Raw genomic sequence first — 19372 nt, forward strand, 5'->3', positions numbered from 1 at the left:
CATATTTTAAAGATTCTTTCAAAAAATAATTAACTGGAAAGGGCGAAATTTATATGAAAATAAAAGAAAAAATTAAAATTGGAATAGATAAAATTGGATTCGCAATGCCAAAATATTTTTTAGATATACGGGATTTGGCGATCGGAAGAAATGAGAATGAAAATAAATTTGTGAAAGGGCTTATGCAAAGTGAAATGAGTATTGCACCTGTTACAGAGGATATTGTATCACTTGGAGCCAGTGCCGCTGAACAGATTTTAGATGAAGAAGACAAAAAAAATATTGAAATGGTAATCGCCGGGACAGAATCAGGAATTGATCAAAGCAAGGCGTCTGCTGTTTTTATTCATCATTTATTGGATATTCAGCCTTTTGCACGTTCTGTTGAAATAAAGGAAGCCTGCTACGGCGCTACTGCTGCCCTTAGCTTTGCAAAAAACTATATTGAAAAAAACGAAAACGCCTCCGTTCTCATAATTGCTTCAGACATTGCAAAATATGGGATTAACACTCCTGGAGAATCTACACAAGGGGCAGGAAGCATTGCAATGCTAATAAAAAAAGATCCGAAAATCGCTGTAATAAACGATGAAAACCTATGTCAAACACGTAATATTATGGACTTCTGGCGTCCAAACTACTCAGATTTCCCAATGGTAGATGGGCATTTTTCAACAAGACAGTACCTTGACTGCCTTACAACGACATTCGATGAATATAAAAAAGATACAGTCAAAATTTATCCGATTTTAACGCCTTCTGCTTCCATCTTCCATTCCCAAAACTTGGATTAAAGGCAATTAACTCTCTTTTTGAAAAAAATGTGGAAAAGGAAGTTAAAAATATTTTTCTGGAAAAATTTCATACTTCAATAGTTTATGGAAAACGTGTCGGAAATATTTATACAGGTTCTCTTTATCTGAGTCTGTTATCACTGCTTGAAAACTGTGATAATCTGAAAGCTGGCGACAAGATTGGAATGTACAGTTATGGAAGTGGAGCTGTTTGTGAATTTTTTAATCTAAGTCTTGCAGATGGCTTCAAAAATCATTTAAGAAATGACAGGCTAAACGATTTTGACAACAGAAAGCAATTATCGATAGAAGAATACGAAGCTATGTTTTTTGAAAAAATAATTTTAGATGAAGAAGGAAATTGTGATTTTTCAAATAGTAAATTTATTCAGGAAAGTGATAATGCGTTTGTGCTGGAAAAGGTTGAAAACCATAAAAGGATTTACAAAAAAATAAAATAAATTTATCTGAAAGGAGTTAATTAATATGAATTTAGAAGAACAACGGCAGTTTATTTTATCTGGAAAAGTTTACAATGATTTAACTCCGGAACTTGTAAAAGCTAGAGAAAATACTGTTTTTTTGACAAACAAATATAATGAAAGTTTTGGAAAGCCATCAGAGGAGCGTGAAGCAATCCTAAAGGAACTTTTGAAATCAATTGGGAAAAATGTGCATTTTGAGCCAACATTCCGATGTGAATTTGGATTTAATATTTCAATAGGAAATAACTTTTATGCAAATTTTGACTGTATAATGCTTGATGGTGGCGGAATTGAGATTGGAAACAATGTACTTTTTGGTCCAAGAGTAGGAATTTACACTTCCAACCATAGTATTGATGCCGAAGAGCGAATAAATGGAGGCTGTTACGCCAAACCTGTAAAAATCGGTAATAATGTCTGGATTGGTGCAGGAGTCCACATTAATCAAGGAGTTACAATCGGAAACAATACTATTATCGGCTCTGGAAGCGTTGTCACAAAGAATATTCCAGATAATGTAATTGCAGCAGGTGTCCCTTGCAAAGTTATCAGAAAAATAACGGAAAAAGACAAAACTGGCTACAAACCTTAAAATTTAAGATGTATTTTCACTCAAGCATTATTAATAATTTTTCAAGTGCTTGAGTTTTATTATAAACTCAAAATGAAAGGAACTAATTTTAAATATGAAAAAAGAAAATCAGAAAAAATTAAACTGGCTCGGATTTCAAAAAAAGGATCGGCTTGAAAGAATCCAAATGTTAAAAGATAACGGCTTTTTAACTGATGAATTTGAGAAAATTCTGAAAAAAAATGAGAACTTGCCACTGGAAACTGCAAATCAGATGGCTGAAAACGGGATTGGAACCTTTGCCTTGCCATTTAACATTGCTCCAAACTTTGTTATTGATGGAAAGGATTATGCTGTGCCAATGGTTACCGAAGAGCCGTCTGTTGTGGCGGGGTGCAGCTATGCAGCTAAAATTATTGGAAAATCTGGCGGTTTTACAACAAAAATTTTAGACAGGAAAATGATTGGACAAGTTGCATTGTATGATATTTTGGACTTTGATAATGCGACTTCGATGATTTTGGAAAATAAAAATGAGATTCTAAGAATTGCAAATGATGCTCATCCTTCCATTGTGGCACGTGGTGGAGGGGCGATTAACATTGAAGTAAAAAATATTGATGAATTTTTGATTGTTTATCTGATTGCCGATGTGAAGGAGGCTATGGGTGCAAATATTTTAAATACAATGCTTGAAGCCATAAAAATACCGCTTGAAAATATTACAAACGGAAAAAGCCTTATGGCAATTTTATCAAATTATGCAACTGAATCCCTTGTAAAAGCCGAATGCGAAGTAAATGTAAGACTTCTTAGCAGCTCAATGGAAACCACTATTGAAACTGCCAAAAAAATTGAGCTTGCAAGTAAATTTGCAAAACTTGACATTTACCGTGCCACAACTCATAATAAAGGGATTTTTAACGGAATTGACGCTGTGGTAATCGCTACCGGAAACGACTGGCGCGCAATTGAAGCTGGCGGGAATGCCTTTGCTGTGAAAAATGGCAAATATGAAGGGCTTACAACTTGGACTTTTGATGAAAGCACAAATAAATTAAAGGGAGAACTTACCCTTCCAATGCCAATCGCAAGTGTAGGCGGCTCAATAGGGCTAAATCCAAGCGTAAAAGCTGCATTTAATATTTTAGGAAATCCTGACGCAAGAACTCTGGCAAGCATTGTTACATCAGTAGGACTCGCTCAGAATTTTGCCGCAATAAAAGCACTTGTTACAACTGGAATACAGCATGGACACATGAAATTACAGGCTCGTTCGTTGGCACTTTTTGCTGGTGCAAAAGGAAAGGAAATTGATATTGCTGTGGAAAGGCTCTTGGAAAATGGGAAAAGTATTAATTTGGAAAATGTGAAGGAAATTTTGGGAGAAATAAAAAATACAAAATAAAAGTATAAGAAAAATAGAAAAGAGGTAGTTTAGTCGCTACCTCTATTTAATTTATATTTATTCTTTTTCCTGTTTCCAAAAATATTTTTTATTATTTTTATTTTAGAAAATACCTAAATTATTACATCATTCCTGGCATTCCCATTCCACCTGGCATTCCACCAGCTGGAGCTTCTTCCTTTTCATTTCCAACAGCAACTTCAGTTGTCAACAATACTGATGATACTGATACTGCGTTTTGGATTGCAGAACGTGTTACTTTGGCAGGATCGATGATTCCAGCTTTTACCATATCTACATATTCTTCTTTTGCGGCGTCAAATCCTGTTCCATTTTCAGAATTTCTTACTTTTTCAATTACAACGCCTGCATCAATTCCAGCGTTTACAACAATTTGTCTAAGTGGTGCAAACAAAGCTTTTTTAACAATTTCCACTCCTAATCCTTCTTCACCGGCTAATTTAAAGTCTTCAATCGCATTTGCAATTTCAACTAAAACAGTTCCTCCACCGGCTACAATTCCTTCTTCAACTGCTGCTTTTGTCGCATTTAGCGCATCTTCTATTCTCAATTTTTTCTCTTTCATTTCAGTTTCTGTTGCAGCACCCACTTTTATTACTGCAACTCCACCTGCGAGTTTTGCTAGTCTTTCCTGCAATTTTTCCCTATCATAGTCAGAAGTTGTTTCAGCAATAGAATTTTTTATTTGTCCAATTCTTGCTTGAATTGCATCTTTTTCTCCAAGCCCGTCAACGATAACTGTGTTATCTTTAGTAATTCTTACTTTTTTAGCTTGCCCCAGGAAATTGATGTCAGCAGTTTCCAGCTTGATTCCTTTTTCTTCGGAAATAACTTCTCCACCTGTTAAAATCGCAATATCCTGCAACATAGCCTTTCTTCTGTCACCAAACGCAGGAGCTTTTACAGCGGCAATATTCAATGTTCCACGAAGTTTGTTTACAACAAGAGTAGCAAGCGCTTCTCCTTCCACATCCTCAGCAATTATAAGCATTGGACGCCCTAGTTCTACTGTTTTTTCCAAGATTGGCAACAATTCCTTCATATTTGCAATTTTTTTATCTGTGATTAAAATAAATGGATTATCCATTTCCACAACCATTCTTTCAGAGTCAGAAACCATGTAAGGCGACAAATATCCATTGTCAAACTGCATTCCTTCCACAACTTCCAGAGTTGTATCCAAAGAACGTGCTTCCTCAACTGTAATAACTCCAGATTCTCCGACTTTTTCCATAGCCTGAGCAATTAACTGCCCAATTTCCATATCTCCTGCCGAAATTGCCCCAACTTGTGCGATTTCTTCGTTTGATTCCACTTTTTTAGCTCTTTTTGTAAGCTCTTCAATAACTTTTTTAGAAGCTATTTCCATTCCACGTCTTATAAACACAGGATTTGCTCCAGACGCTACCATTTTCAGCCCTTCTTTAATTAAAGCCTGTGCCAGTACAGTTGCGGTAGTTGTTCCATCCCCTGCCACATCATTTGACTTTGTAGCAACTTCCTTTACAATTTGCGCTCCAAGATTTTCAATTGGATCTTTAAGTTCAATTTCCTTTGCGATTGTAACACCATCGTTTGTAATCATTGGTGCTCCAAATCCTCTATCTAATACTACATTTCTTCCTTTTGGTCCAAGTGTAATTTTTACAGCGTCAGCTAGTGTATCTACTCCCACTTCGAGTGCTTTTCTTGCATCTTCATTAAATTTTATTATTTTTCCCATTTTAATTATCTCCTTCTAAATTTTGTAAATTTTTTATTGCGAAATTCTTTTTTATATATTTAGATATATTCAGCAATCTGAATCTTTTTTTGATAAGAAATTAAAGCTTATTGTTTCATAATGTTGTTTTATTTTTAAATATATATATAATTTCCAAACAAATTTATTTTATAAAAATTATTTTTTATTATTCAACAATTGCTAAAACATTGTCTTTTTCCAAAATTAAGTAACTTTCTTCCCCGTCCTTAACTTCTGTTCCGGAATATTTCTCAAAAATTACTTTGTCTCCTACTTTAACTTCCTCAATTTTTGAACCAATCGCCAAAACTTCTCCAATTATCGGTTTTTCCTTTGAAGCTGTCCCAGGCAATACAATTCCGCTTTTAGTAACTTCTTCCTGTTCAGTCTGTTTTATTAAAATTCTTTTTCCCAATGGTTTAATTATCATTTTTTCCTCCTAAAATATTTTAATCTTTAATTCAATTTTATTTTTAGCACTCTTTAACTTTAAGTGCTAACAATATAATAATACATTTTTTTAAATTTTGCAAGTCTTTTTTCATTTTTTTTCAAATTTTTTTATGTTTTAATTACAGGAATTAGAAAATGACTCATTTCTGAGCCATTTATTTTTGTTTTTTTATTATTTTTTATTTTTATCTTTATAGTAACTTTCACGTATTTCCTTTAAGATTTTTTGAGCCTTGTCATTTTGCTCTTTTGTATGCCTTACAGCTTCGACATTTCCTTTGCTGTCAGATTTTATTGTTATTTTATCTGTACTTTTGGGAACTTTTGCCGGCTTGGCAATTTTATTTCCGCTAAAATAGCTTGCTCTTGCGGCTTTTAATGCTTTTTTAGCTCTTTTCATTTCTTCTGGTGTTAATTCCCGCTTTACAGTTGGAACTGGTGCTGGCTCATATGTCGAAGAAACATCGGTTATTCTAACTTTTTCCTTTTTATCCTTTGCTTTCTGTACTTTTCTTTCAATAGCCTGCTGCTGTTTTTCCGCTCTTTCCTCACTTAGCTGCCTTTCTCTCTCAGCTCGTTCCTGCTGTAATAATTTTTCACGTTCAGCTTTTTCTTCGGCTATCTTTCTTGCTTTTTCTTCCTTTTCCCTAGCTTTTTCCGCTTCAATCTGCTCCCTTTGATTTTTGTAGTAATCATCCCTTACTTTCCTTAAGATTGTTTGTGTTCCAATAGCTAGCAGCGGGATCCCTACTGCCAGAATTGAAGTTATAATTATCAATTTCTTTTTATTCTTCATAATATTCCTCCTAATTTTACTTTAAAAAATAAAGTAAATTAAAATACAATTGAATTTCTTTTAAAGCGTTATTTAATATAATTACTAAAAAAAAACATCACCTATATCTTACCTATTAATAATACCATAATTCTTTTATTTTTTCAATTTATTTTTACTTATATTATTTTTAATAAATTCCAAAATATCTTGTAAAATTTTTTAAAAACCTTTGGAACCATAATAAATATGTGAAATTGTCTTGCTTTTTTATTTAGAATATGTTATTCTTTGCTTATAAAAATATTGAGAAATATGTTTAAACAAAATAGGAGGTAAAATGGCTTTAATTATACAAAAATATGGCGGGACTTCTGTTGCAAACGCCGAGAGAGTAAAGGAAGTTGCAAAACGGGTTGTAAAGTATAAAAAGGCTGGAAACGATGTAATTGTTGTTGTTTCTGCACCAGCCGGCAGAACTGATGAACTGATAAAAAGGGCATATGAACTGTCTGATTCGCCAAATAAGCGTGAGTTTGACATGCTTTTGACATCAGGAGAGCAAATTTCCATTGCTTCCCTTGCGATTGCTGTTGCTGAATTAGGTGAAAAGGCGGTTTCATTGAATGCTTTTCAAGTTAATTTTAAAACTACATCTGTGCATACAAAAGCGAAAATTATTGACATTGATACACAAATCATACGGGAAAAGCTGGATGAGGGGAATGTAGTGGTGTTTGCCGGATTTCAGGGAATTACTGAAAATAATGAGATTACTACGCTTGGACGTGGCGGCTCTGATACAACTGCTGTCGCACTGGGAGCGGCTCTTAATGCTGACGAGGTGGAAATTTACACTGATGTTGACGGAGTTTATACAGCAGATCCCAGAATTGTAAAAAATGCAAGAAAACTGAAAACTATCTCGTATCAGGAAATGCTGGAACTGGCTGCCTCAGGAGCAAAAGTCTTGCATCCGAGATCAGTTGAAATTGCTGCAAAATACGGTATAAAAATACATTTACGTTCGTCATTTGACGATTCTGACGGAACTATTGTCCAATATGACAAAAATGCTGACGGAATAGGAAATCAAAACATCGACACAAAAGGAGAAGCTATGGAAAAAGTAAAAATCGCAGGTATCACATCTTCTAAAAATGAAGGAAAAATCACACTTTTTGGAGTACCTGATAAACCAGGAATCGCTGCAAAAGTATTTTCCAGACTGGCAAAGGAAAAAATCAATACTGACATAATTTTACAAAGTTCAAGCAGAAATAAGGAATTAAATAATATTTCATTTACTGTAAAAAGTGAAGATTTAAAGGAAGCTGTTGCTATTTCGGAGCAAATAAAGGAGAAAATAGGGGCAGAAGGTGTTTCCTACGAGGAAAAAATTGCAAAAGTTTCTGTCATTGGAATTGGGTTAAAAACCCATTATGAAACAACATCTGAAATTTTTGACACCCTTGCGGAAAATAATATAAACATTGACATGATTTCTTGCTCTGAAATTAATGTTTCGTGCATTATTCAAGAAGAAGATGTAAATAAGGCTGTAACTGCACTTCATAAAAGATTCATTGAAATTGATAATTAAAAAAGAATACAAAAGTGAAAAAAGAAAAAAATAAGCTAAAGGGAGGACTTTAAAAAGCATGAAAATAGGAATTATTGGATTAGGAACTGTCGGAGAGGGAGTTCTTAAAGTATTAACAAATGAAAAGGAAAGTATTTTTGAAAAATCAAGAGCCGTTATTGAAGTAAAATATGCCTGTGATTTAAACATTAACCGTGATTTTTCTTTTGATTTTGACAAATCAATCCTTATAACTGACTATAAAAAGATATTAAACGATCCTGAAATCAAGATTGTTGTGGAACTAATCGGCGGGGAAACTATCGCAAAACAAATTATTGTCGAAGCTTTTGAAGCTAAAAAAAGCGTTGTTACAGCAAACAAGGCTCTAATTGCAAAATACGGAGTAGAACTGTTCCAGCGTGCAAAACAAAATGGCGTGTCATTCCTGTTTGAAGCTGCTGTTGGCGGAGGAATCCCTATTGTTACACCTTTAATGGAAAGCCTGGTTGCAAACACAGTTACTGAAATCCGTGGAATTATGAACGGAACTTCAAACTACATTTTGACAAAAATGAAAGAGGACAACTTGTCATTTGATGAAGCATTAAAAATTGCCTCTGAGAAAGGTTATGCAGAAGCTAATCCTACATTTGACGTGGATGGAATTGATGCAGGACATAAAATCAACATCCTTGCCTCACTTGCCTACGGAGGTTCAATCAAGTTTAAAGATATGCAATTATCAGGAATAAGAGAAATCAGCACTGTTGACATCTTCTCAGCAAACCAGTTAAACTCAACAATAAAATTAATAGCAAGCTCAAAATTATTGTCTGAAACATCAGCACAAATTTCAGTAGAGCCAACATTAATTCCAAATAGTGAAATTTTAGCAAAGGTTGATGGCGTTTACAATGCAATAGAAACAACAGGTTCTTATACAGATAAGACTTTATTTTATGGAAAAGGTGCCGGAATGGATCCGACTGCATCAGCTGTGGTGGCAGACATTGTAAAAATTGTAACAAGAAACCACATCGAATCAGACTACTTCTTTAATTCTACAAAAGTATTTGAAATTGTGGATTCAAACACAGTGAAAGATTCTTACTATATAAGGGTTTCAGACGATTTTGACATAGAAAGATCACCATTTAAACTGATAAACGAAATCGAAAATTATTATATTGTTTTAGCGAACAATATTTCAAAAAATGAAATTAATGAGATTTTGAAGGATGCAGAGGAAAAGCTTGTATTAAGAATTATGAAATAGAATATTTAAGAAAGGAACTTTTATGAGAGTTAGTAATTATGTAAAAGGAGCAGTAAGACAATTTTCATATTGGTTTTTTAATGGAACTTTAGGTTATGATATTCTTGAGGGAATTGATTATTTATCAACCGTGAGAGAAGAACCTAGCTGTGGAGAACTCGCTTTTGCTATCTTTATGAACAATTTAGAGGTAGATTCAGAAGGAAAAGTATTAAACTATAAGTATTGTGAAAATCGTGCTGCAGAATATATTAAAAGATATCATAATCCGAACTTCATTATGACTCCTAAACTGGAACAATGGGAAACTGATCTTCATCCAGTTAGTGAAGAGAGTTATACTTATTAATAATCAAAAAATCAGGAACGCAATTTAATTTTTAAGTTCATTCCTGATTTTATTTTATATAAATTTTCAATTAATTATTTTACAATTTTTAAAATATCTTCCACAATTTGCTCTTTCGTTAATCTATTACTCTTAAACGCCACATCTGGAGCCACTCTATCGGTAAATTCTTTCTTAATACCATAATTTAACACTTTCATATCAGAAGTCCCGTAGAATCTCGCAATTTTTTCTCCAAATCCACCGTCAATTACACCATCTTCCAATGTAATAACTAATTTGTGTTCTGCTTTTAATTCGTTTAACAATGTTTCATCAAGCCCTGAGGCATATCTTGGGTTAATTAATGTTGCATTGATTCCATTTTCTTTTAAAAGCTCTTTTACTTCTTTTCCTAATTTGTAAAAGGTACCTAACCCTAAAATTGCCACGTCTTTTCCTTTTTCAGTAACAAGATATTTATTTAGGTCGCTAAAATCTTTTTGTACGTTCCCTGTATCTTCTGATAATTGAGACGGCACTCTTATTGCAACTGGGTGTCCTTTGTATTCGATTGACCAGTCTAGCATTGCGAAATATTCTTCTTTGCTTGTTGGAGCTAAAAATACGATGTTTGGAATATTTGACACTAATGAGATGTCAAACCAGCAATAAATGAGTTACATCGCTCATTCCGCCTAGTCCTCCGCCGAAAATAAGAATGGTAGCTGGATTATTATTTATTGCCAAATCTTGTGAAAGCTGATCATAAGTTCTTTGAATAAATGTACTGAAAACTCCGTATATTGGTTTTCCGCCATTTTTAGCCATTCCAGAAATCATTGCTACAGCCTGTTCCTCTGCAATTCCAACATCAATAAACTGTTTTTCAAATTTTTCTCTTCTATCCTTTGTAAATCCTAAAACAGTTGGTGTTCCAGAAGTTACTACGGCTACTTCCGGATCTTTTTTCATTTTATCCATCAAAAATTCAGCAGTATCGTTACTTAACCCGCCAGAATAATTTACTTTGCTTTCTCCCGTTTTTGGATCAAAAGGCATTCCATAGTGCCAAGTTTCCTTATCCTTTTCAGCGTAAGACAGCCCTTTTCCTTTTTGAGTATGCACGTGAACGACTATCGGATGGTTAATGTCTTTTACCCTTTCAAAAACTTCTATCAGAGCGTCCAAATCATTTCCTTTATCCACATAAACATAGTCAAGCCCCAACGATTTAAAATAATTATTTTGAGCCTGTCCGTTGCTTTCCCTTAATTCTCTTAAATTTTTATAAAGTCCTCCGTGATTTTCAGCAATCGACATATCATTATCATTTGCAACAATAATCATATTTGTATCAAGTTCTGCCGCATTATTTAAACCTTCAAAGGCTTCACCGCCACTAAGAGAACCATCCCCAATAATCGCAATTATATTTTCTTTTACACCACGTAAATCTCTCGCTTTAGCAAGTCCAGTAGCCAAGCTCACAGATGTCGAAGTATGCCCTACTTTAAAGAAATCATGCTCACTTTCATCTTGATTGGTATACCCCGAAACTTCCGAATATCTATCTAAATTCAAAAATCCAAATTTTCTTCCAGTAATAATTTTATGTGGATAACATTGATGCGAAACATAAAACACAAATTTATCAACAGGCGAATTAAATACCTTGTGCAACGCAATTATTAACTCAACTGCCCCAAAGTCAGGTCCCACATGTCCACCTTTATTACTAACTCTGTGAAGCATTGCATCCCTAATATCCTGAGCCAGTACAGCTAACTCTTCTTTATCCAATTTTTTCAAGTCCTCTGGCGAATTTACCTTTTCTAATGCCATCTTTTCCCTCCTAAAATTATTATTAATTAAAATATTTTTAGTAAATTACTGTTGTCCAGCTTTAAAATATAAATTAATATTTTTGAGAATTTCATCACTTATTTTAATATCTAAACTATTAAAATCCACACTGTTAGCAATGAATCTACGAATTGTCCTTTTTTTTAATTCTCTTTCTTTTAAATTCAATATTTTCATCATTAATTTTTTAAATAATCTTTTTAAAATTTTATCTTCGATTAAATCAATGTCTTTGTTTATTTTATATTTTAAATTATCTAAACAATCCATCAAACTGCCTCTCAATAATTTTCACTACATTTGCACCCAAATTTTAACAAATATCCCTTATAATTTCAAATGCTTTTTTCTTATTAGTGACTATGCCTTTTAGTAATACCTGATATTTGTAAAATGTCCCTTTATAAATTATTCAAATGAAATTACTAACTTTTTACCAAATGCAGCTGCCAGCTTTTTCAATGTTTTTAATGAAGGATTGGCATTTCCATTTTCAATTTTACTTATATCTCCCTGAGTTATCCCCGTCAAATCCGACAATTCCTTCTGCGTAATATTTTTATCTTTCCTTGCTGCAATAATTTCTCTTATAATCTGAAATTCAGCCTCAAGGCTCTCATATTCTTTTCTAAATTCTTCATCTTTTAACTGTTCATTTAAAAAATCTTTAAAATATCTACTCATATTTTTCACTCCTTTTCAAATATTCAAAACGAAACTTTTTGGCTTTGTATATCTCTAATTTTGGTGTCTTTTGAGATTTCTTTATAAACCCATTCGTCAAAATAATCTTTCTGTTTACTACAAAAAAATATAAAACTCTTGCTATATTATTTCCTTGCTGCACTCGCACTTCATAAATGCCATCTCCCAAAGATTTAGAATAAGGTTCTCTAATATTGTTCCCTTCTAATTCTAATAGTTTTATCATACGAACTATCCGTGTTTTCATTTTTAAATCTTGTGAAACAATAAATTCCTTTACTGGACAAGTTCCATTTTCTTTTTCAAAAAATTCTATAATAAATTTACTCATATTTTCCCCCCTTTTTGTATTTTATATGATATAACATATATTGTCAAGAATTTTTTACTCTTTGTTTTTTAATTTTTTAATAAATTTTATAATATATCCGTTAAATTATAAAAAGTCAATATCAATTTTCATAAAAACAAAAAGGACTCCCCTTTTAACGCTAGATTCCCCAATAATCCTCCAATGTTAAAAGATTTGCCCTAAAAATATTATTTTTTATAATACGAAAGTTTAAAATTAATTAAATTTTTTCCCATTAATATAAATCTCAGCTTCAGGATTTGTTGAATCAAACCATGCAAAGTTTCCATTTTCTGCCTTTCCGTTTTTCATTGCCAACGTAGTTACTGTCAGTTGATTATCCCAAATATACATAGCTAACTTGTGATCCAAATATACGTCACCACTAATTTCCTTTTCTTTACCTGATTTATCTCTTGAAAAACATCCAAGTACATATCGCTTATCGATAAAATCTATAATTTCATATACTGGAAATTCGACATATCCATAAAATGACCTACGTCCTATTTCATATAAAAATCCTCCTGGTATTATTCTGCACTCTATATAATTTACTTTAGTTCCTGTTCCTTGCAAATCTCTATGTTTATATATAGCATTTCTTTCTCTCGAATATATATCCTTTTCATATTGATAATCATTTTTATCAAAAGGATTTACAATGATTTTAGTTCCATATTCATCTGTTATTAAATACCCCCTAGTTCCACCACTTTTCCCAGAACTATTTGACGAAGATGATGAATTGCTTGATCCAGTTCCAGTTATTGCATTTTTCAGTTTTTTCCAGAAGTCTGCCTTTGCTGGAATTGTTACTGTAAACAACATTATTAATGTTGTTAAAATTAGTCTTTTTTTCATAAAAAATCCCTTTCGTTCTTTGCTTTATAATTATATTTTTTTATTCTACTCTAAAAATTTATTTTTACTCAAAATTTTTTCTTTTAGCTTCTTGCCTTTCTTTAATTTCTTTTGCTTCTTTTTCAGTAATTATTCTTCTATCAGGATGCACACCTCTATTTCTTTGTAGTTCATACGTACTTAGAGTTTCACTATCTTGTTTATCTCGTATATAAAAACTTGTAATTCCTAAAAATTTAAATAAGAAATAAAGTGCTACCCCCATCAATGCTAATGGTAATGCAACCACTATTAAAATTGCTGTTCCAATCATTTTTAAAAGTAAAAGTATATATTTTTTTGTAGTTGTAGCTTCTTCTCTTCCAATATTTTTTTTATCAGTTAAATACTCTTCAGTTTGTACCATAAAAATACTATAACTTCCAAATAGAGATGAAGATAATATTACTACGCACCCTATATCTCTAAATGGCCAATTTAATCTGGCAAATTCTCCAAGAATAATATATGCAACTATATATACAGCTCCTGCAACAAAAAATAAAAATATCCCAACCGCTATACCAAAAAGTCCATAAAGCATAGCATAAGTTATCCAGACTTTCCCCTTTGTAACGCCTTCAATAGGTTTAAATTTAATTGATTCAACTATCCCATAAAAATATAACGCAATAATAGCCAATACAATAATTTTTGTTATTATAGAAAATTCCATTATTGAAAAATAATTTGAAATCAAAAAGTTCAAATATTTGTTAAAAATATTTAAAATAAAGTTTTCAGGCACAACATTCTCCTTTCTGCAATATTATTTTTTATTTAATTTATCATATCTTTTTGCTAACTCAAGAGTTCTATTTTTATAAATTTCTGTTGTGTCATTAAGAAACTCTATAATTGCACCATTTCCAAAACCTTTTGATTCTATTCTTTCGTTATCAAGATTAACAACCTTTTTTTCTACATTTTTTTGTTCTAGTGCAAGTTTTTTTCTTTCCGACTCAGAAACTTTTTTTGAATATAAGTTATAAATTTTATTCATTTCTGCTTTCCAGGACTTATCCAATTTATCCAGTATATCAACTGCTATTCCCAATGGCTCGCTATCTGCTTCCGCTCTTAATTTTCTTTCTATCGGAGTCATCTTTTTTAATACATCCTGCTCATATCCTGCAAATGTCACACAACTTAGTATAACTCCTAACAATAAAATCATTTTTTTCATAAAAAATCACTTTCCTCTCTTATATATTTTTATTTTTATAAAATTAATTTAATATCGTAAACCCTTCCGAAGCCATTGTTGCTTCCACTTCCGCCAAATTATTGTACTGATCTCCGCTATAACTGTTTTTAGGCTTTAAATTTTCATAAGAAACGATGTTTTTATTTTTGTCAAGAACAATGTTACCTATTCCGATTGCTTCAAAACTTTCGCCTGCAAAAAAGCCAGTTGTAGTTTTTTGAATGAAATATTTGATTTCCAAGTTTCCATCTTCGTTTTTCTTATAATATATATTTGATAAATTAAAGTTATTGTATTTGTCTACTTCCACTTTCTTTTCAAGTTCTTTTTGTGCCACTTTTGTTACATAATTTTTCAAGTCTTTTACTTGATTTACTTCTGTGGCGTATTCTGGAAGCCCTTCAACTTTTACTTTGAATTTTGTGTTTTTTGTACGGATTTTCATACGTTTTGCTGTTTCCTTGTCGTATTCTACTGTAACGTCTACTACATCCCCATTTTTTAGCCCTTCTGCCTGAGAAAATACAAAATTGACTTGTCCAGATTCTGCAAATTCATCAGTTTTGCTTGGCTTTTTACCAGTTCCTGCAATTTTTTCCAGTGGAGAATTAGGATTTACAACAGTTGTCGCCACAGCTTTTCCTGAAACTCCGTCAATTTGGACTGTATAGTATTTGCTTACATCAAAAGTATTTAAGAATATAAAGTTTGCACATATATAATATATTGCAATTAATCCGATAGCTCCCAATCCGATGGCTTTATATTTTTTCTTTTTTTCAGGATCCAATGCGTTTATTTTTTCTATTCCTGTATTAATCTCAGATTTTATATCGTTAGTTTCTATATTTTTCCCTTTAAAAACAAAGAGATAATTGGTTACCGCTGAACCTAGAGCCGCTATAAATGTTCCAACTATCGAAATTTTTACCAGCCCAAAATTTGGTGCTGAGCCTGTCAATGCTCCAAATGCACCTGAAATTGAAGTAAGAGCCTTTATAACGCCATTTACTGAATACATTTCCAGCAGTCCAAAAATTGTTAGTCCGCCAATAAAGTAATAATTTAGATTTTTTAATTTCTGAATATTATTTTCCTTTTTTGCTTTTAGGTAAATCAGTACAGAAACAGCAATTATGGCAATCATAATTAAGTTCATTATCCCCTGCATCGTTTTTGCCTGCGACAAAAATCCCATTCCCTCTCCAAGAGTTTTTACTCCCGAATTAAACATACCTTCCAAACTTCCTGAACTGGCATTATTCGCAAAATCCTTTGCATTGGAATTTAATCCGTTTGCTTTTATTCCGCCGTAAAGCAGCATAGCCGACACGACAACGCTTAACCAGAATATTATTTTCAAGAAAAGTTTATTTTCAGCATTATCTTTTGCCATAAGATTATCCAAAAATCCCTTTTGTGAATTATTATTAAAATTACTTGCAGGATTATTTGCAACCGAAATATTTTCATTTCCTTGAATATCATTTTGAACATTATTTATATTATTTTCAACATTTTTATTATTAAGTGTATTGGCAAAATTATCGGTGTTGTTTCTAATAGGCACATTGTTAGCCGCACTAGCCGCATTACCAGTCTTATCAAATACAATGGGATAATTTTTTAACAATGTCATAAAAGAAAAAACAAGACATCCTAAAATTCCAATCAGATATAAAACTATAATCAGATTTCCAAATATATCCGCAATTCCCAATTTTCCAAGTATAACCAAAATAATTATTCCAGATTGACAGATTGCCAGCCTAAACGGATTTGCATAATTCGGAAGTTTCATTTTTCCTATAATATTTGATTGCAACGCATCACTTCTTATTTTAAATACGGCAACAATATTTATTATATTTGCAACTCCAAAAACAATAAGTACAACCATTATCAATCCCAGCGAATTGTACGTTCCTTGTGCTTCACCTAACAACCCTCCAAAATTTCCGCCACTAATATGTCCAAGAATACCAAACAGCTTTACAAGCACAAATGCCAGCACTCCAAAAATTACCGCACTTAGCCAGAACAGCAGTTTTATTTCTCCAGCTTGTATCAAATTATTTGTATTTCGGTTATTTATGCCGCTATTTAGATTATTATTCACGTTATTATCTGCAGAATTATTTTTATTGTTTTCTGTAGCATCATTTATATTTTTATTGTTTTCCATTTTTCCTCCTAAATATAGTAAAATTTTCTCAAAATTTATTTATTATTCTTTCTCTTTTATTATAAGAACAAATCTTTTTTCTTCTGGGCTTAATATTTCATCACTGTCATATATGCCCCTATACCAGCTTTTTTGTGAAAAATAACTTGCATATTTCGGATTTTTAAATTTATACCCTTTTTTAGCAAACATTGTATTTCTTATATATCCCAACTTTTCTTTGGAAAAAGTATTCAATATCGCTGTATTATTTTTGTGCATTACTTCATCGTATACTCTGTCCAAAAGTGCCAAGTCGTCGTCTTGTCCAGTTGGAGCAGGTTGAGGCTGTGCCGCTGTATTTTCAGGTGTTGCGGCAACTTGTCCTTCCTGTGTGGCTGTAGCGGGATTTTGTGAGGTTTGAGATGTTCCAGCCGAAGCATCAAGCAGCTCTCCAAACATTCTCATTCCACTGCTAAATTCCATATTAATATCAGCAAGTTCCCTTATTTCAGACAGTACTTCACTTTTATCATTTTTAGAATCCATTCTATATTTTTTCTCAACAATTTTTCCTTGCGCTATATCATAAATATACGTAACTTTATAATTTCCGCCATTTTCGGAAATTATTGAACTTATTGACTGCATATTTTCCTCTTCCACATCCGCATTCAGATTATCAAAAATCTTCCCATTTATTTCCATTTTTCCTGTCGCATTTTCAAGATTTATAAAATATGAATTTTTTCCATACTTTGTACTAACTGTGGCAGGAGCCTTTTTTGACATATATGAATTTGAATTAGAATCAGCAGTCAAACCAATTTCAGTAGTTATGCCATTTTCTGTTACAGAAAAACTAACCAGATTTCCTTGCTTATAAACTTCAGTTCTCTTTATTCCACTTAACTTATAGTTTATTTCTGCTTCCCCTTCAATTTTCCCATTACTTACGTAAATATACCCACTTTTAACGTTATTATCAAATATAACTTTACCATTAAAAATATTCCCCTGATAATAAATAAAATCATTCTCTATTTTAAAGTCCGCCTGATTTAACGCAACCGTCGGTCCTTGCGGATTTTGTATTTTTTCCTGTTTAACTGTGCTGGCAGTTGCAGAATTTTTACCATTTCCAGTTTCATCTTTCTTATTGCCGCAAGATACTATGAAAGCGAGCATAAGAATTGCTACTCCTAATTTTTTCATAAAGTTTTACACTTCCTTTCTGAATATTTGTATTTTAATAATATTGTTCCTAACTATTTATGATATGTCTCTAATTTATAAAAACCATAATTTAAAAATAATTTATCTTACTTAATTACAGGATTTTTAAAAAATTCCCTTATTTCTTTTGGATTCCTGTTAGATTCAAATTCTTTAGAAACTTCCAAGTTTTCAACAAAACTTAACTTGCTTTCAGAAGGAACCTTGCAATTAGTCTTGTAGTATTTCACAAGAAAATCGTTGTCATTTAATTCAGTATATTTCTTTGCAGTTTTCTTGGCATCTCTGGATATTTTTAATAAATATGAGCCTATAATATCTGTAACAGGATCATCTTTAAATATACGATAGTGAACAAATAACATTCCTATTGAAGAACAGTAAGGCTTGCTCCCGAAAAGTTCAACAGTTCCCTTATAAAATTCTTCAGTTAATCCTTTCATTTTGAAATCCTTCAATGTCTGGAAAAAGTAGTCTCTATCCTCAACATTCACTTTATAAGTTCCATCCTGCAAAATAAATCCTGAAAATTTGTCCACTTTATTTGAAGTTACAATCTCATCATTTCTATAAACTCCATCTCGAATCAATCTTCCTTTATTGTTATAAACTTGAAATGCCCCATTTTTAGTAAATATAATTGATACAATCAAAGTCCGTTCATTATTTTGTATTTTATACGAAGCCTCAACTTTTTCTACAGTTTCAGTATTTCCTTCTCGCTTATGATATGTCATTATTCCATTATATCCAGAAGTTTGAGTATATGTAAAATCTAAACTTCCGTCATGTTTATATTTCTTTAAAAGTAGTATTATGTCATCTTTATAAATTCTTGCTGATTGTAGTTGCCCATCATCATAGTATGCTTTTCCTTCTCCTTCACTTTTCCCATTTTTATTTTCATTTTCTAAATAAACTTGTCCATTATCATAATAAATATAACTTTTTCCATTCCATTTACCATTTTTATAAAAGTAAACTCCTATTATCTTTCCTTTGTGATTAGCAATTCCAACTCCAGCAAAATTTGTACTAGGATTAATTACTTCTCCATTTTTGCTTATCTGAAGATTTGTTATAGCATTTACATCAACATCTTTAAGTTTATTATAATTACTCAATCTTGAAAGTCCCTTTACCGTTCCCAATTTTACTCCAAATGAAATCGTGCTTATCATAAGAGCTGCTACTAACATCATTACTTTTCCTAGATAATTTTGTACTTTTGAATTTTTTTCAAAAAAATAATATCTCATTTCAATACCTCCTATTTTTGTTAAAATTATTTTATTACAAAATTTTAAATTATATTAAAGTTTAGTAAAACAAAAGCCGTTTCCAAATTTGATTTTTAGTTTTTTCGCTTAATATCTTCAAACATCAAATTATTTTTTTAGTTAAAAAACACTCATTTTTCCTTTAATATTTACAGTTTATCATGATAAATCAAATATTTATCAAATCAAACCATAATATAATTTTCATAACAAAATTTA

The 19372-nt window shown here is 31.8% G+C and carries 19 protein-coding genes and 1 pseudogene; 7 read left to right on the forward strand and 13 right to left on the reverse strand.

All coding sequences use genetic code 11. From position 1 onward, the window contains the following. Positions 1–53: 53 nt before the first annotated feature. The 4 genes from HW275_RS12505 to HW275_RS01435 all read left to right on the forward strand — a co-directional run bounded on the left by HW275_RS12505 (position 54) and on the right by HW275_RS01435 (position 3258). Complete coding sequence (locus HW275_RS12505; RefSeq protein ID WP_304599208.1) at positions 54–794, forward strand: hydroxymethylglutaryl-CoA synthase family protein; 741 nt, start codon at positions 54–56, stop codon at positions 792–794. A 29-nt stretch (positions 795–823) separates the two neighbouring features. Continuing rightward, positions 824–1255 (forward strand): hydroxymethylglutaryl-CoA synthase, encoded by a 432-nt coding sequence (locus tag HW275_RS12510; protein WP_370464332.1) that lies wholly within the window; start codon positions 824–826, stop codon positions 1253–1255. Between the two features lie 25 nt (positions 1256–1280). Continuing rightward, a complete protein-coding gene (locus HW275_RS01430; protein WP_178934534.1) occupies positions 1281–1871 on the forward strand; it encodes a sugar O-acetyltransferase in 591 nt (196 codons plus the stop codon). Between the two features lie 94 nt (positions 1872–1965). Continuing rightward, positions 1966–3258 (forward strand): hydroxymethylglutaryl-CoA reductase, degradative, encoded by a 1293-nt coding sequence (locus tag HW275_RS01435; protein ID WP_178934536.1) that lies wholly within the window; start codon positions 1966–1968, stop codon positions 3256–3258. A gap of 121 nt (positions 3259–3379) precedes the next feature. Here the strand turns inward: HW275_RS01435 and groL are convergent, their stop codons facing one another. The 3 genes from groL to HW275_RS01450 form a co-directional block, all read right to left on the reverse strand. After that, the gene (gene groL / locus HW275_RS01440; protein WP_146997000.1) at positions 3380–5002 is read right to left on the reverse strand and encodes a chaperonin GroEL; all 1623 of its coding nucleotides are present in this window, start codon (positions 5000–5002) and stop codon (positions 3380–3382) included. 187 nt (positions 5003–5189) lie between these two features. Further along, positions 5190–5453, reverse strand: coding sequence for a co-chaperone GroES (locus HW275_RS01445; protein ID WP_146997001.1), 264 nt, complete (start codon positions 5451–5453; stop codon positions 5190–5192). A gap of 195 nt (positions 5454–5648) precedes the next feature. Further along, entirely contained in the window at positions 5649–6272 is a 624-nt protein-coding gene (locus tag HW275_RS01450) for a hypothetical protein (RefSeq protein ID WP_146997002.1), read from the reverse strand. Positions 6273–6591: 319 nt separating this feature from the next. Between HW275_RS01450 and HW275_RS01455 the strand changes: the two genes are divergently transcribed. The 3 genes from HW275_RS01455 to HW275_RS01465 are packed head-to-tail and all read left to right on the forward strand — an operon-like array spanning position 6592 to position 9461. After that, positions 6592–7854: an aspartate kinase gene (locus HW275_RS01455; RefSeq protein WP_178934537.1), complete on the forward strand. Its 1263-nt coding sequence runs from the start codon at positions 6592–6594 to the stop codon at positions 7852–7854. 58 nt (positions 7855–7912) lie between these two features. Beyond that, entirely contained in the window at positions 7913–9112 is a 1200-nt protein-coding gene (locus HW275_RS01460) for a homoserine dehydrogenase (RefSeq protein ID WP_146997004.1), read from the forward strand. A 22-nt stretch (positions 9113–9134) separates the two neighbouring features. Next, positions 9135–9461 (forward strand): hypothetical protein, encoded by a 327-nt coding sequence (locus HW275_RS01465; RefSeq protein ID WP_146997005.1) that lies wholly within the window; start codon positions 9135–9137, stop codon positions 9459–9461. Positions 9462–9535: 74 nt separating this feature from the next. Here HW275_RS01465 and HW275_RS01470 read toward each other — a convergent pair. From HW275_RS01470 to HW275_RS01515, 10 genes and pseudogenes are all read right to left on the reverse strand, one after another. Next, a pseudogene (locus HW275_RS01470) lies at positions 9536–11285 on the reverse strand (1-deoxy-D-xylulose-5-phosphate synthase). A gap of 45 nt (positions 11286–11330) precedes the next feature. Next, entirely contained in the window at positions 11331–11576 is a 246-nt protein-coding gene (locus tag HW275_RS01475) for a hypothetical protein (protein ID WP_178934538.1), read from the reverse strand. Positions 11577–11714: 138 nt separating this feature from the next. Then, the gene (locus tag HW275_RS01480; RefSeq protein ID WP_178934539.1) at positions 11715–11990 is read right to left on the reverse strand and encodes a helix-turn-helix domain-containing protein; all 276 of its coding nucleotides are present in this window, start codon (positions 11988–11990) and stop codon (positions 11715–11717) included. Beyond that, on the reverse strand, positions 11983–12342 hold the full coding sequence (locus tag HW275_RS01485) for a type II toxin-antitoxin system RelE/ParE family toxin (protein ID WP_178934540.1): 360 nt from the start codon (positions 12340–12342) through the stop codon (positions 11983–11985). Before HW275_RS01485 ends, HW275_RS01480 begins: the two co-directional genes overlap by 8 nt. Before the next feature lie 237 nt (positions 12343–12579). Then, complete coding sequence (locus tag HW275_RS01490) at positions 12580–13227, reverse strand: hypothetical protein (RefSeq protein WP_178934541.1); 648 nt, start codon at positions 13225–13227, stop codon at positions 12580–12582. 64 nt (positions 13228–13291) lie between these two features. Then, positions 13292–14014 carry a hypothetical protein gene (locus HW275_RS01495; RefSeq protein ID WP_178934542.1) on the reverse strand — a complete coding sequence of 241 codons (723 nt, stop codon included), beginning with the start codon at positions 14012–14014 and terminating at the stop codon, positions 13292–13294. Between the two features lie 21 nt (positions 14015–14035). Continuing rightward, the gene (locus HW275_RS01500; protein WP_178934543.1) at positions 14036–14452 is read right to left on the reverse strand and encodes a hypothetical protein; all 417 of its coding nucleotides are present in this window, start codon (positions 14450–14452) and stop codon (positions 14036–14038) included. A 43-nt stretch (positions 14453–14495) separates the two neighbouring features. Beyond that, entirely contained in the window at positions 14496–16658 is a 2163-nt protein-coding gene (locus HW275_RS01505; RefSeq protein ID WP_178934544.1) for a hypothetical protein, read from the reverse strand. A gap of 42 nt (positions 16659–16700) precedes the next feature. Next, a complete protein-coding gene (locus HW275_RS01510; RefSeq protein WP_178934545.1) occupies positions 16701–17852 on the reverse strand; it encodes a YARHG domain-containing protein in 1152 nt (383 codons plus the stop codon). Positions 17853–17959: 107 nt separating this feature from the next. After that, positions 17960–19132 (reverse strand): toxin-antitoxin system YwqK family antitoxin, encoded by a 1173-nt coding sequence (locus HW275_RS01515; RefSeq protein WP_178934547.1) that lies wholly within the window; start codon positions 19130–19132, stop codon positions 17960–17962. Between the last annotated feature and the right edge of the window lie 240 nt (positions 19133–19372).

Origin of the sequence: Leptotrichia sp. oral taxon 223 (assembly GCF_013394795.1) — a bacterium.
Taxonomy (GTDB): domain Bacteria; phylum Fusobacteriota; class Fusobacteriia; order Fusobacteriales; family Leptotrichiaceae; genus Leptotrichia.

What these genes read in the sequence shown, in the direction of transcription:
- HW275_RS01510 (WP_178934545.1), bottom strand. Translation starts at nt 17,852, where the DNA reads ATGAAAAAATTAGGAGTAGCAATTCTTATGCTCGCTTTCATAGTATCT.
- HW275_RS01450 (WP_146997002.1), bottom strand. Translation starts at nt 6,272, where the DNA reads ATGAAGAATAAAAAGAAATTGATAATTATAACTTCAATTCTGGCAGTA.
- groL (WP_146997000.1), bottom strand. Translation starts at nt 5,002, where the DNA reads ATGGGAAAAATAATAAAATTTAATGAAGATGCAAGAAAAGCACTCGAA.
- HW275_RS01485 (WP_178934540.1), bottom strand. Translation starts at nt 12,342, where the DNA reads ATGAGTAAATTTATTATAGAATTTTTTGAAAAAGAAAATGGAACTTGT.
- HW275_RS01465 (WP_146997005.1), top strand. Translation starts at nt 9,135, where the DNA reads ATGAGAGTTAGTAATTATGTAAAAGGAGCAGTAAGACAATTTTCATAT.
- HW275_RS01435 (WP_178934536.1), top strand. Translation starts at nt 1,966, where the DNA reads ATGAAAAAAGAAAATCAGAAAAAATTAAACTGGCTCGGATTTCAAAAA.
- HW275_RS01475 (WP_178934538.1), bottom strand. Translation starts at nt 11,576, where the DNA reads ATGGATTGTTTAGATAATTTAAAATATAAAATAAACAAAGACATTGAT.
- HW275_RS01515 (WP_178934547.1), bottom strand. Translation starts at nt 19,132, where the DNA reads ATGAGATATTATTTTTTTGAAAAAAATTCAAAAGTACAAAATTATCTA.
- HW275_RS12505 (WP_304599208.1), top strand. Translation starts at nt 54, where the DNA reads ATGAAAATAAAAGAAAAAATTAAAATTGGAATAGATAAAATTGGATTC.
- HW275_RS01505 (WP_178934544.1), bottom strand. Translation starts at nt 16,658, where the DNA reads ATGGAAAACAATAAAAATATAAATGATGCTACAGAAAACAATAAAAAT.
- HW275_RS01480 (WP_178934539.1), bottom strand. Translation starts at nt 11,990, where the DNA reads ATGAGTAGATATTTTAAAGATTTTTTAAATGAACAGTTAAAAGATGAA.
- HW275_RS01460 (WP_146997004.1), top strand. Translation starts at nt 7,913, where the DNA reads ATGAAAATAGGAATTATTGGATTAGGAACTGTCGGAGAGGGAGTTCTT.
- HW275_RS01455 (WP_178934537.1), top strand. Translation starts at nt 6,592, where the DNA reads ATGGCTTTAATTATACAAAAATATGGCGGGACTTCTGTTGCAAACGCC.
- HW275_RS01445 (WP_146997001.1), bottom strand. Translation starts at nt 5,453, where the DNA reads ATGATAATTAAACCATTGGGAAAAAGAATTTTAATAAAACAGACTGAA.
- HW275_RS01500 (WP_178934543.1), bottom strand. Translation starts at nt 14,452, where the DNA reads ATGAAAAAAATGATTTTATTGTTAGGAGTTATACTAAGTTGTGTGACA.
- HW275_RS01430 (WP_178934534.1), top strand. Translation starts at nt 1,281, where the DNA reads ATGAATTTAGAAGAACAACGGCAGTTTATTTTATCTGGAAAAGTTTAC.
- HW275_RS01490 (WP_178934541.1), bottom strand. Translation starts at nt 13,227, where the DNA reads ATGAAAAAAAGACTAATTTTAACAACATTAATAATGTTGTTTACAGTA.